This is a genomic window from Rossellomorea sp. H136 (genome assembly GCF_056838065.1).
Genome location: NZ_CM166371.1, coordinates 2,271,505 through 2,284,801 on the forward strand (window position 1 = coordinate 2,271,505; position 13,297 = coordinate 2,284,801).

The following is a 13,297-nucleotide window of genomic DNA, read 5'->3' on the forward strand; positions in this document are numbered from 1 at the left end:
CGATTACTATGTCTAAAAAAACACTATACTTCTTATGTACAGGGAACTCATGCCGCAGCCAAATGGCAGAAGGTTGGGCGAAGCATCATCTGGGAGAAGATTGGGATGTGAAAAGTGCAGGTATTGAAGCGCATGGATTAAATCCTAACGCAGTAAAAGCAATGAAAGAAGCGGGAATTGATATTTCAGACCAAACTTCTGACATTATTGATCCTGACATTTTAAATAATGCGGATTTAGTTGTTACGCTTTGTGGGGATGCTGCAGATAAATGTCCAATGACCCCATCCCATGTCAAGCGTGAGCACTGGGGCTTTGATGACCCGGCAAAAGCCGAAGGAACGGATGAAGAGAAATGGGCATTCTTCCAACGTGTACGTGATGAAATCAGCGATCGCATCAAAACATTCGCTGAAACCGGGAAGTAAGTAGAAATAGAGGGACGGACCTCATAGCAATCCTTAAAGTCCTGTCCAAAATGTCCGTCCCTCTTTTATAAAGCCGAGAGAAGCTTCTCGGCTATTTTTTATATAAGTTTATGAATGGGAGTGGAATTTTGATGGCTAAGGTTGAAATTTTTGATCCGGCAATGTGTTGTTCGACGGGGGTTTGTGGTCCCAGTATCGATCCTGAGCTGACTCGCGTCGCGAATGCTGTATATTCACTTGAAAAACGAGGGTTTGATATTACCCGATACAATTTAGCGAATGATCCAGGGGCATTTGCTGACCATGAGGTGATCAACCGTATTTTACACGATGAAGGTCCGGATGCTTTACCTGTCACGCTTGTTGATGGGAAACAAGCCGCTGTTGGAAAATATCCTTCAAATGAAGAGTTTTCACAATGGTTTGAAGTACCAGCTGAGGAATTGAATGAGAAAAGAAAAGTACGACTGACATTGGATATTAATAAAAAATAAGAAAGTTGTGGTACAGTGTTCACATCGTTTCAATTAGATGCTGTCAATCATACACCATTCCTCTTTTTTACTGGAAAAGGCGGAGTGGGGAAAACGTCTACGGCGAGTTCAACAGCCATTGCCCTTGCAGATGAAGGAAAAAAGGTGTTGATCGTCAGTACGGATCCAGCTTCCAATTTACAGGATGTATTGGAAACCGAGCTTACCAATCAACCAAAACAAGTCCCGGGATTACCGACATTATCCGCTTGTAATCTTGACCCGGAAGAAGCAGCAGCTTCATACCGTGAAAAAGTGATTGGACCATATAGGGGGAAGCTTCCAGAAGCTGTAGTAAGTAATATGGAGGAACAGCTGTCTGGTGCTTGTACAGTTGAAATTGCTGCTTTTGATGAGTTTACATGTTTGCTTGCAGACCCTGCCATAGTAGATCAGTTTGATCATATTGTATTTGATACGGCACCGACAGGTCATACGCTCCGTTTGTTACAGCTTCCTACAGCTTGGACGGGGTTCTTGGAAGAGAGTACACATGGAGCGTCTTGTTTAGGACCTCTTTCAGGGCTTGGGGACAAGAAGGATCTGTATTCTTCAACTGTTAACGTTTTATCCAATAAGGAAAAAACGACACTTGTTCTTGTTGCACGACCGGATTCTTCCTCGTTAACGGAAGCCGACCGGGCATCAAAGGAACTCCAGGACATTGGAATAAAAAATCAAATGTTGATTGTAAATGGATTAATGGGTAACCATCAATGGGATGATCCGATTGCATCTGCCTTTTACAGCCGTCAGCAAGAAGCGTTACGTTCAATGCCGATTTCTCTTAAGGAAATTCAAACATACTCACTACCTTATGTAGCGTATTCCTTAACGGGAACGAATGCATTGAGACAATTATTCTCTCGTGTAGAGATTAACCCGAATGCTCAAACTGTAGTAGACGATGAATCCATTGGAATTCCCGGATTAAAAGAAGTGATAGACGACTTCTCCAAGAACAATTCCCGTGTCATTTTTACGATGGGAAAAGGTGGAGTAGGGAAAACGACAGTCGCTTCAGCTATTGCTGTTGGCTTGGTTGAGAGGGGACATAAGGTACATTTAACTACAACTGATCCCGCAGCCCACTTAACTCATATGTTTCAAGAAGAACCTGGGAAGGTCGACTTAAGAATCAGTAGGATCGACCCGAAAGAAACGGTTGAGTCGTATAAAAAGTCCGTTCTTTCTAAAGCTGCAGAGGGTCTCGATGAAGAAGGAATGGCGTACTTGAAGGAAGATTTAAACTCCCCTTGTACGGAAGAAATCGCCATCTTCCAATCTTTTGCGGAGATAGTAGGGAAAGCGGATGAAGAAATAGTCGTGATCGATACTGCTCCAACGGGACACACTCTGCTTTTACTGGATGCGACTGAATCTTATACGAAAGAAGTATCGCGTTCAAAAGGAGAGGTGGAAGACCACGTGAAAAATCTACTGCCACGTCTTCGTAATCCAAACGAAACGAGCGTAGTGATAGTGACATTGCCTGAGGCTACCCCTGTTTTCGAAGCAAAACGACTTCAGGAAGATTTGAATCGAGCGGAAATTCACCCAAAATGGTGGGTCATCAATCAAAGTTTATCGGTAACGAACACAACAGATCCCCTGTTAAGAGGCAGGTCTGTCTCAGAGCGGGAATGGATACAAAAAGTGCATAACGACTATGCAAACAAAACAGCTCTAATTCCATGGATGAGTGAAGAAAAGATAGGCTACAAAAAACTGATGGACTTCTCTAAGTAAAGGTGGATAACTATGAATTATAAGGAATGGGGATTGTATACAATGAATATTACGAATGAAGCAAAAGAAGTACTGTTGAATGCAATGGCAGAGAACAATTCGGAAGGTATCAGATTTTTTCTTAATCAAGGTGGATGCTGTGGACCACAAATTGGAGTTTCTTTAGATTCAGCTCAAGCAACGGATAAAGTGGAAGAAATTAATGGGGTTTCGGTTGCCTTTGATACGAATGTGATATCTATGACTGATGAAATTACACTAGATGTGCAAGATGGGGAATTAGTATTAGTGGGTGTCCCGGATAGCGGCTGCTGTTAAGGTCATTTTAAATAGAAAAAGCCTGTTCTGGGTACTTTCGACCTTAGAAACAGGCTTTTTTTGATGATGAATGAAGAAATTACTACGTAGAAAACCAGCAAAGGACAAAAATCCCTGCTGGTCTGGCAAACTCTTTAGTTAATTCCAACTGCATCAAATGATAGTTTGACAGCATTGACTTCTGCTGAAGTGCTTCCATATAAATCGGTTGCAGACTGTACAGCTGCAGCTCTTGCCTGACTGAAGGTTGAGGAAGCTGTCAGATACACTGTATTCATACGATAATAAATATCCCCAAGCTTTTCACGGCCAATTCCGGGAACGGTTATTCCATAATGACTACCGCCTTCACTTAAAAGGTAAGCCTGCTTGTTGATGATTCCACTGTTTGTATGAACACCTCCGTTATCTTCTGTACCAGTATAACGTTTAGAGAAGTGGTCTGGGTCACCGTATTTAGCAGGGTCGCTCATGGAGCGGAGGGCATCACCTGATGTGTCAGGTGTATATATATCTTCTCCAATCTCGAAATCTGGATTCGCTCCATTCTCATACTCTACTAATGTTCCAAAAATATCTGAAATCGCTTCGTTTAAGGCTCCCGATTCATTCTGATACACAAGATCAGAAGTAAAGTCTGTCACCGCATGAGTTAATTCATGGGCCACAACGTCAATGCCGCCTGAAAGTGGGGCGAAAGTCGTGCCATCTCCATCTCCATACACCATTTGAGATCCGTTCCAGAAGGCGTTATTGTACCCGCTGCTGTAGTGAACAGAAGAAACCAGGCGTGCGCCTTGATTATCATAAGAATTACGGTTGTAGTTATCCTTGTAGAAGTCATACGTGACACCTGCGAAATAATGAGCATCAACTGCAGGAGCATCATATGAAGCATTTAGTACATTATCGCTATCTGACCACAAAGTGCCCGGTAAGAAAAATTGAGGGAAGAAAGTACGATTGTTCATGTTGTATGTAAACACACCATTTCCCCGAGTATTATCCTGCAAATAGTACTTTCCACTTGAAAGGGTTGTGTTCAACGGTTTAGAGTCACCTAATACGCCTTTACCGGTTCCTACTTGATTCGTTCCTGTGACTTCATGCATGTCATTGTATTTATTTAAAATCTTTCCGGTTTTCGCATCAATAAAATAGTTCCAGTTACCAGGAGACGGTTCTAAATAATTCAGGTTTACAAAATATGCATATGAAGCAGAATCACCATCTGTATAGACGACTAATTCCGGTTTAGCCTCTTTTTCTAATTTTGGATCAAGTCCAAGATCTTTCTTAGAGATCTTTAAGGCTTTTTTCGCGTTCACTTTCTTATTTGATGAGGTTATCTTTTGATCCAAGTCAGCTACGACAGTGCCGGAAAATGCTTGAAGGGTGCCATCATCCTTTACAACTGCTGATTGTGTGGAACCCCAAACAGGTACTCCATGGTAGGTTTGCTGAATGCGAACGACTCTATTTCCAAGTTCATCTTTTTCAACAGACAGCACTTTGAACTGCTCATCTGATTTCTTATCAGAAAGCTTGAATTTCGCCTTGTTATTCTCTAAAAAGGAAAGAACGATTGTCTCCGCTTTTTTTCCGGATGGAGCAGATAATAGTCCTGAAACAAATTCCGGTGTTCCTTCTTTTTTATTCATTTGAAAGAGAGCGTTGTTCGATGGTGCAGCTAAACTCCCCGTAGCCATCATTCCAGACAGTAAACCAATGGATAACCCAACGCTAATGATTTTATTCTTTTTCAAAACAATTCCTCCTTTTTTTCTAAAAATTCCGTCAAAAACAGATTATCATAGGAAAGGAGAAGAAGGTATTGAGAAAATGCAGGACTTTTTGAGGGTATAGAGTTGACCATTAATGGTAGTATTCAGGAAAATTTTCATGAAAACGAATCTTTTTATAAGATATAATCTTTTGTTGGAATTTGTTATTTTTTTCTAGTATTTATATAAGCTCAGGTTGGGTTATAAAAGGCGAGTGGTTTTTCAAATTTTGTTGGAGAGATAGATTCAATAATTGTAAAACACCCCTTAACCATTGGTTAAGGGGTGTTTTACAATTATTAGTATCTTACAGCATCGTAAGAGTTAATTCTTCCATGTTGGAAGTAAGAGCCTGTACCGCTGATAGGATCAGCTGTTTGTTCGATCGCTTGACGGATTTGAACATTGTTTCGTCCTTGCCCTGCAAGTAATCCTGCTAAGCCTGCAACGTGAGGGGAAGCCATCGATGTACCTGACATGTATGAGTATCCATTGTTAGGTACGGTAGAAGCAATGTCAACTCCTGGAGCAGTTACATCCACCCATGTTCCATAGTTTGAGAAAGAAGCTTTACGGTCTCTGGAATCAACTGCTCCTACGGCAATCGCGTTAGGATAAGAAGCTGGCTCAAACGTTGTTGATACTCCGTCATTTCCAGCCGCGGCAATGACGACAGATCCTTTGTTCCACGCATAATCGACGGCACTTTTTAACGTTGTTGTATTACAGTCACAACCAAGGGAAAGGTTTAGAACTTCTGCGCCTTGATCTGCTGCGTAGCGTATACCTGCCGCGATATCATCAAGCGATCCACTTCCGTTGGCATCCAGTACACGAACGGCAAGAATCTTTGTATTAGGAGCCATACCTGCAATCCCGGTTCCATTGTTCGTTTCAGCCGCTGCCGTACCCGCAACATGTGTACCATGTCCATTTAAATCCATTGGATAATAATCATTGTCGACGAAATCATATCCACGAATCGTTTTGCCGTCTAAGTCAGGGTGGTTATAATCTACTCCTGTATCAAGAACGGCGATTTCCTGACCGCTGCTCCCACGTGCAAGATCCCATGCACTTGGTGTATACGTGTTCTGGGGTCCATATTGATATCCTTGGTAGTAATAATCATTTGGGGTCCAGGTGGCTGAGAAGGTATAGTTCGGTTCTACGTATTCCACATTCGGGTTTTTGCTTAAAGCTTTTACGGTTGCTTCTACATTTCCTACTTTTAGCACTTCGAAGGGCTTCTTTTTACTAGTTTTTTCTTTTACTGCAGAGGCATTCACTTTTTTGAGGGTGTTTCCTTTATCAGACTCTGCCACACCGTCTTTAAATTTGACTATAACCTCACCTTTTACATAACTGCCTTTTTCGAGGTTTTTACTGACAGTTGTTTTTTTCGGGGCTTTCTCTAGGGGGTTTTGATCTTGTGCAAAGGCACTTCCTCCGAAACTAGGTACGAGAGCAAGTGATGCAGCAAGAGATAAAGCAGCAATTTTTTTAAACTTCATAATAGCATTCCTCCGTTTTTCTTTTTTTGAATGATGTGGTTCAACGACAAATGAATTGAGTGGTAGATCGATTGGCTTGTGGAAATTACCCCCTCTTATGAAAATTCACAAGAATAATTAAGATTGTGTATGAGAAACTATGTATATGATTCTTGCTAACTAGGATTCTAGCAGACCCTTCTAAAAAACTGAATAGGGCAAGCATTTAGAATTTGTAAGTTTTTGGAAGGTGCAGCAAGCCAAATTCAAAAATTAGCGAGAATCAAGAAAACTTTCCTCCAAACGCCCTCAAAACCAAAAATAAACATAGGAAAACAGTCCCGTATTTTCCCAACATCATTTTGAAAATATTTAAGGGACGGACCTCCATTTTTAATGAAATAGAATGGTGATCAAGCTTAAATGCTATAATTTAGCATTATTAGAAGGGTGAATTGTGAGGTCCGTCCCTCTTGGGAAGTGGTGAAAATCATGGAAACATCAACAACCTTAATGATACAGAAAAGATCCCAGAGGATGTGATTTCCACTGGGATCTTAGCATTAGGAAGGTGAGAGAAGGGGCATCATCACTAATAAGAAAAAGGACTTCTGTCAGGGAGGTCTTTTCGGTTATGCTATATCATTTAAATGATTTTCTACTGCTTTATTTAAAGATTGATAGATTTTCATACTTGAAATGTTTATACCCATCTGTACAAATTCGATACTCATTTCAGGGCGCATACCTGATAAAATCGGTTCGATTCCTAATAATTTAAGGCTATCAATCAGTTTCATGATTCCTTGTTGGAACAATGGATTCACTTCATACACACCGGAAAGATCGATGATTAATTTATGAATGGATAGCTTTTTACACTCAAGAAGAACATGCTCAGCCATCATTTCTCCACGTACTTCATCCACTTGTCCAATCAGAGGCAATACAGCCAAGTCGGAGAATATTGGAACGACTGGAGTGGATAAGGACAAATACTTTTCTTCAGATAATTTCAGCTGTTCTCCTGCATGCTCACCATATGCTTCACAGAAAGCGGAAATCATAGTAGTGAATGTGTGATCGATATCGTTTGTGATTTGCAGTAGGATTTCTTTAGAAATGGTTGCTTCATTGTGCAAAACGATATCTTCTAGTATCACTTTTTTATATAAAGAGGATTTACTTATAGACATATGCAAAGTGACTCCTTGGCCTGATGCAAGCCTACCAACTTCTTTTCCCCACTGCCTTGATTTGTCTAAGTTATTTTCTCCTCTTAGCAAGCCTTCACCTATAAGTTCGATAAGCTGCTCAAAATAAGGGAGGCTTTCAATTCTTCGTGCTTCCACGTAAAGTGTTGGATAAGCAGCTAAAAGCGCTGAGAAAATGTTATTGGCGATTTCATGCTTTCTCTCAATCAGTTGGTCCCCAATAGAAGTAGTGATTGTGTGGTGAGTCATTTTTCTCCTCCAGATGTATGATTTTCCTTTATTATAAAGTATTATTAATTTTTAGTATAGGATGGAAAGACTAGAATAATAGTATACCAGGTATATTGACAATAGAGAGTTTTTATTTTAATAAAAGGAGTGTTTTGTATGAACCCTGTATTACTTGAAGTTCCAGCAGTGATAGAAACGGAAAGATTAGTATTAAGAATGCCTCAGCCAGGTGATGGCAGATCAGTGAATGCAGCCATTAAGGCATCTCTATCTGAATTAAAACCGTGGTTAGGATTTGCACAAAATGACCCTTCAGTAGAAGATACGGAAACGAACACCCGTGAAGCTTACGCAAAATTTCTAACAAGGGAAAGTTTGAGGTATCTCATCTTCCTAAAAGATACAAATGAATTCGTCGGTTCAACAGGCTTTCACAACATTGATTGGAGTGTTCCGAAATTTGAAATCGGTTATTGGATTGATACAAGAATGAGTAGGCATGGTTACATGGTGGAAGCTGTTGGGAAATTGACAGATTTTGCCTTAACTGAATTAAAAGGAAAAAGAGTGGAAATCAGGTGTGAATCCACAAATGGGAGGAGCAGGGCGATTCCTGAAAGGCTTGGCTATATATTGGAAGGAATTCTGCGCAATGAGGATCTTTCGGTTGATGGGGAGAGGTTAACGGATACGTGTGTGTATGGGAAAATATAAATAGATGAAGCAGGGTCTTAATAAAACCCTGCTTCATCTATTGTAACCGTCATTTTATTATTTTTAAGCTGCTTCTGATTCTTTCGAATGAACTTTTTTCATGAATTCGTTTACATCACCAGGGACTCTGCGGTCGATCTTTGAAACGATATATACAGAAAGGAATCCAATCGGAACCGTGATTAACCCAGGTACATTAAACTGTAAGAATTCAGGTAGGGTAGATTTAAAGAAAATCATGTACATAGAAGCAATTAGGCCGATAACAAGTCCGGCAATTGCACCTTTCTCTGTCATTCCCCTCCACCATATACCTAGGATGAAGATTGGTGTAAACGTACTCGCTGCAACCGTAAATGCCAGTGCTACCAGATGACCGATGGAAGCTTCTTTTACCATTAGACCAAGAACACCGTATAAAATACCAAGAATGATAATCGAAACCTTTCCTGCTAATACACGTTCTTTTTCTGTAATATTTCTCCGGAAGAATGTTGCATATAAATCATGAGCCAATGCACCGGAGCTTGCAATGAATAAACCGGATAGGTTTGAAAAGACGGCAGCAAATGCGCCCGCAATTACAAGACCAAGCAACCACTCCCCACCAAGGGCCTGTGCAGTAGAAGGAACAACCATATTGTTTCCTCCGGCTATCAGGTCTTTCATAACACCTGGATCTGTGTCCCCGCTTAGAAAAATCGAGCGCCCGACCACTCCAAGATATACGGCGAAGAAAAAGAATACACTTGCAATACCTATTGCCATAAGAGCGGACTTACGAGCTGCTTTAGCACTAGGATTTGTATAGAAACGAAGCAAAATATGCGGAAGTCCAATCGTACCGAGTGAAAGTCCGATTGTCATTGATATGGTTTGCCAGAATGATGGGAAGTAATTGCCGGTACCTGTCCAAGCTGCACCATCAAAAGGTAAATCCTTTCCATCAGTAGAAAAACCAGCAGTTCCTGAAATAACCCCTTTAAATTCATTAATCGAAGCCAGGATTTCCTGGTAATGGAGTCCACCATAGATAGCAGCACCAACCATAAGAAGAAAGGCACCTAGACGAATCCATAGTTCGAGAGCCTGGTTAAGTGTAGTACCCTTCATACCACCGATTCCAACGTAAAAAATCATTACAGAACAAGTGAAAATGATTCCAAATTCATAGCTTGTCCCGAAGAACATACTTAAAATTTGAGCAGCACCAAGTAACTGAGGGGCTGCATAGAAGCCGGAAATGGCTAAAACAACAGCAACAGCTGCGAGGCGTGCACGTTTGCTGTGAAAACGATACGCTAAAAAGTCCGCCACTGTATAGGCTCCGAATCGACGAAGTGGACCTGCTACGAAAATAGCTAAAAGAGTTAGACCTATAGAAAAGCAAAATGCATAATAAGCACCATCATAGCCAAGCTGATAGGTTAAACCGGCAATACCAAGAAAGGTTGCTGCGCTTAAATAGTCTCCTCCTATAGCTGAACCGTTAGTAAACCAGCTAAAGCTTCTACCTCCAACAAAATAATCAGAAGCAGTGGCATTTCTTTTTGATAAATAGGTGATATAAACGATCGTCCCCATTAAGAGGAGCGTTAATAGGAACTTTGGTTCTAGTAAAACACCCATCAATTGATTCTCCTTTCCTCAGAAGATGTACTGGAGTGGGTGGGAATGGGGCGATCATTCTTTAAACGTTTTTCATAAAGAGTAGTATGTACATAGGCAATGATGAAAGCCATCGCCATGGCAACGATACTTGTGAAAAACCAACTATACGTCATACCACCCCACATACGTGAGAACATAAAACCATCTGCATACCAATTCAATATCGGGATTGATAAGATAAAAACATAATAAAATAGCGTAAGTTTAATTCCAGTACTGAATTCACCCTTCATGATCTTTCTTGTTTCCGGATCGAGTGGCTCAAGTTCACTGACATCTATAGTTTCTGCAGCCACATAATCATATTCTGAATACTCTCCAGCCATAAAAGACCCCTCCTTAAGGTTTGAGCTTTTGCTGATTTTTGATTACTGTCCTCCTTTACCAATGCTAAGATAGTATAAAATTGATTTTACGATATATGAAGAAAATATACCTTACAATAAATTATCAGAAATATACAAATATTTAATATAATCTAATTTATATTCTATAATTTAGTTAAGAATTAGACATCATTATGTATATCATAGGAAGGCAGGATGGACGAAAAAGTGTATTCAATGAAGCTAGTCGTAAGAGATCAAATGGAATATGAAAAGCTGGAAGACTGGATTACAGAAGAATTTATGGGAAACATTGCTCTGGTGGAGGAGGAAGTGAAACCGACTTATATACATATAGCAATTTTTGAAGTAAGTACATGGCATGATTGGGTGAAAATTCATCGATTTCATAAACGCAATAAAGAATGCAAAATCATTCCTTTGCTGGAGCCAACATTATTATATACATCACCACTTGCAGTTGAGTTGAAATTAAGCAGTTTAATAGTCAAATCTGTAAAAAAACATAAATTTATTCGAATATTAAAACAGGTTATAGGGGGGATTTCAAGTGAGGGTCGTGTATTGACTAGTGACAATGTCATCGGGCTTCATCAGGAACCAAAGAAAGGAAACCACACGTTTCCTTTTCAAGAAGCATTTTTACGAAGATTACTTTCTGGGGAAATAAATTCTGAAGAGGAATTGATTCAATCCCGATCTCTCTTTCCAGTTGATGGGCTGCCAAGTGTGGTATGTTTTATACAGGGATTTATCAGATGCCCATCCTTTCAAGAAGAGCAAGAGTGGCATGCATCAATGATTATTCAGGATCACTTTAGAAAGCGCTTTCGTGCAGGTTGGGTTTCGTTTCTATCATATCGTAAACACTTACTAATGCTCATTAGGATTCCATCGAAGTATGGATCTTTAAAGCAATGGAAAGAAGGGGAAGAAAGTATTCTTGATGCGATTGAGGGATTAGAAAGGGAATATGGGATCCATCTTTATATTGGTGTAGGAACCATCTATCGAGAACCACTTCTCCTTCATCATTCATACCGGGAAGCATATAAAGCCAGGCGTACGTCACCATATGAGAGGTTATCCCTTCGTTATTACGAAGAAATCACAAAGGACCAGCAGATACAGAAATGTACGGACTATATAGCTCATTGTTGTACAGATAATCTTTCAATAAAACAAGTAGCTGAACAGATTAATTTTAGTGTACCGTATTTCAGTAGATTTTTTAAACAAGAAACGGGACGGAATTTTGTTGAATATGTCACCTTTGTTCGTCTTCAGCGTGCTGTGTGGCTCTTGCGTCATACCAACCATACAATTGAGTACATTGCTGAAGAGCTTGGGTTCAATACACCCAATTATTTTAGTGGTACCTTCAAAAAATATGTTGGCCTCCCTCCAAGAGAATACAGAAGGACGGAAGAAATTATTTTTATTTAATAATCCAGGGGACAAGACTATCTTTTCTGACTATGCAGATGGATTGGGAGTATTTCTGTCCCAACGCAATAGTACACCTTAAATGATCTCAAGAGGAGGCGGTTCTCAATGAGAATCGCCTTTGTAATGAGTGATACCTTATGAAAAAACCCAATCTTTCTTCAACAAACTATACGTTACAAGATCCTCATAATGATCATATAACCATTGACCATCTCTCGTTACGCCTTCCTTTGTAAATCCTAATCGCTCTGGTATGCCAATGCTTTTCGTGTTGTTAACTGCGCATTGAATTTCTACACGATTGAGCCCCATTTGTATAAATAAATAGTTTAATAGAGAAGAGATTGAAAGGCTTATAATTCCTTTACCTTGTGCATCTTGAGAAAGAAAATATCCGATACTAGTGCTTTTGGTTTTCCAGTCTACAAAATGAAGACCAATCATACCAACCAATTTGCCATGATAACGAATGCCTGCATCAAAACCGTTATTATCCGCGTAATTCCGGATCCAGATAGGAATGATCGGTTCAAAATCCTGTGGTGACTGGCGCTTGTCCACCCATAGCAACCATTGCCGAAGATGCTCCCGGTTGGAATCAATTAGTTCATATAGTTCATCTTTGTGGTGTTGCTGCAAGATCTCAATTGAAATATCATCATTAACATTGAAAGAAAACATGTAAACATCTCCTTGTAAATATTTTAGAAAATTATACCATGTTATAAAGTGGTTTGAATTTATTGTTTAGAAAAATGATAATAATATAATTTTTGTTAAATGATGTGAAAGAAAAGTGGAATTATTTTATAATAGAAGAAATTGAGTTTTTTCTTAGAGGAGGTGGTGACATGGTAAATAAAACAATCTTACCAGAGTCCCAAGCGTCTCATGCAAAGCCTGTTATTAGAAAGGCGATACTTTGCATGGGGCGGAATCAAACTTAATCGCCCTTAAAGTTCATTTCTAGTAAGTCGGCTTTGCACCTTATTTATTTAATTAGAAAATAAGGGGCTGACTGAAATGAAATATGTGAAAGCGGAGAGTGTTTTACCACAATCCCTTCTTGTTGAAATCCAGAAATATGTACAGGGGGAAACCCTTTATATACCTAAACCTAAGGTTAAATACCGAAAATGGGGAAGCCGTTCTGGAAGTAGAAAAGTAATTGATGAACGAAATGTTGAAATCAAAGAGGCTTTTTTGAATGGAAAGACAATTCAAGAATTAGCGAATCATCATTACCTATCAACAGAAACAATTAAGAAAATAGTGTATAGAAAGCGCTGATGTTTATGTCAGTGCTTTTTTTATGTATAGATTGATTCTTAACCAAACTCTACATATCTTTCTGACATGTACCGGT

General features: G+C 39.7%; 13 protein-coding genes. 7 read left to right on the forward strand and 6 right to left on the reverse strand.

Translation table 11 applies throughout. The features are described from left to right. Positions 1-8 precede the first annotated feature (8 nt). From arsC to ACYH0O_RS11390, 4 genes are all read left to right on the forward strand, one after another. Positions 9-428 carry an arsenate reductase (thioredoxin) gene (gene arsC, locus ACYH0O_RS11375; RefSeq protein WP_482632305.1) on the forward strand — a complete coding sequence of 140 codons (420 nt, stop codon included), beginning with the start codon at positions 9-11 and terminating at the stop codon, positions 426-428. A 131-nt stretch (positions 429-559) separates the two neighbouring features. Further along, the gene (gene arsD, locus ACYH0O_RS11380; protein WP_482632306.1) at positions 560-922 is read left to right on the forward strand and encodes an arsenite efflux transporter metallochaperone ArsD; all 363 of its coding nucleotides are present in this window, start codon (positions 560-562) and stop codon (positions 920-922) included. 15 nt (positions 923-937) lie between these two features. Further along, positions 938-2,710, forward strand: coding sequence for an arsenical pump-driving ATPase (gene arsA / locus ACYH0O_RS11385; protein WP_482632307.1), 1,773 nt, complete (start codon positions 938-940; stop codon positions 2,708-2,710). Positions 2,711-2,722: 12 nt separating this feature from the next. Beyond that, positions 2,723-3,028: an adhesin gene (locus tag ACYH0O_RS11390; RefSeq protein WP_482632308.1), complete on the forward strand. Its 306-nt coding sequence runs from the start codon at positions 2,723-2,725 to the stop codon at positions 3,026-3,028. Between the two features lie 134 nt (positions 3,029-3,162). Here ACYH0O_RS11390 and ACYH0O_RS11395 read toward each other — a convergent pair whose 3' ends face one another. The 3 genes from ACYH0O_RS11395 to ACYH0O_RS11405 form a co-directional block, all read right to left on the reverse strand. Next, positions 3,163-4,740: a M4 family metallopeptidase gene (locus tag ACYH0O_RS11395; protein ID WP_482632545.1), complete on the reverse strand. Its 1,578-nt coding sequence runs from the start codon at positions 4,738-4,740 to the stop codon at positions 3,163-3,165. A 371-nt stretch (positions 4,741-5,111) separates the two neighbouring features. Further along, positions 5,112-6,326 carry a S8 family serine peptidase gene (locus ACYH0O_RS11400; RefSeq protein ID WP_149155693.1) on the reverse strand — a complete coding sequence of 405 codons (1,215 nt, stop codon included), beginning with the start codon at positions 6,324-6,326 and terminating at the stop codon, positions 5,112-5,114. Between the two features lie 611 nt (positions 6,327-6,937). Beyond that, a complete protein-coding gene (locus ACYH0O_RS11405; RefSeq protein WP_482632309.1) occupies positions 6,938-7,768 on the reverse strand; it encodes an STAS domain-containing protein in 831 nt (276 codons plus the stop codon). A 138-nt stretch (positions 7,769-7,906) separates the two neighbouring features. On the opposite strand from ACYH0O_RS11405, the gene ACYH0O_RS11410 reads away from it, so the two are divergent. Continuing rightward, positions 7,907-8,464: a GNAT family N-acetyltransferase gene (locus ACYH0O_RS11410; RefSeq protein WP_482632310.1), complete on the forward strand. Its 558-nt coding sequence runs from the start codon at positions 7,907-7,909 to the stop codon at positions 8,462-8,464. Between the two features lie 63 nt (positions 8,465-8,527). On the opposite strand, the gene ACYH0O_RS11415 is transcribed toward ACYH0O_RS11410, so the two are convergent. Next, complete coding sequence (locus ACYH0O_RS11415) at positions 8,528-10,096, reverse strand: sodium/solute symporter (RefSeq protein ID WP_482632311.1); 1,569 nt, start codon at positions 10,094-10,096, stop codon at positions 8,528-8,530. Next, positions 10,093-10,461, reverse strand: coding sequence for a hypothetical protein (locus ACYH0O_RS11420; protein ID WP_482632312.1), 369 nt, complete (start codon positions 10,459-10,461; stop codon positions 10,093-10,095). The genes ACYH0O_RS11415 and ACYH0O_RS11420 overlap by 4 nt, the downstream gene beginning before the upstream one ends. A gap of 216 nt (positions 10,462-10,677) precedes the next feature. Here ACYH0O_RS11420 and ACYH0O_RS11425 point away from each other — a divergent pair, with 216 nt between their 5' ends. Next, entirely contained in the window at positions 10,678-11,928 is a 1,251-nt protein-coding gene (locus ACYH0O_RS11425; RefSeq protein WP_482632313.1) for a helix-turn-helix transcriptional regulator, read from the forward strand. Positions 11,929-12,066: 138 nt separating this feature from the next. Here ACYH0O_RS11425 and ACYH0O_RS11430 read toward each other — a convergent pair whose 3' ends face one another. Continuing rightward, positions 12,067-12,612, reverse strand: coding sequence for a GNAT family N-acetyltransferase (locus tag ACYH0O_RS11430; RefSeq protein ID WP_482632314.1), 546 nt, complete (start codon positions 12,610-12,612; stop codon positions 12,067-12,069). 342 nt (positions 12,613-12,954) lie between these two features. On the opposite strand from ACYH0O_RS11430, the gene ACYH0O_RS11435 reads away from it, so the two are divergent. After that, positions 12,955-13,221, forward strand: coding sequence for a CD3324 family protein (locus tag ACYH0O_RS11435; protein WP_482632315.1), 267 nt, complete (start codon positions 12,955-12,957; stop codon positions 13,219-13,221). The last annotated feature ends 76 nt before the right edge of the window (positions 13,222-13,297 follow it).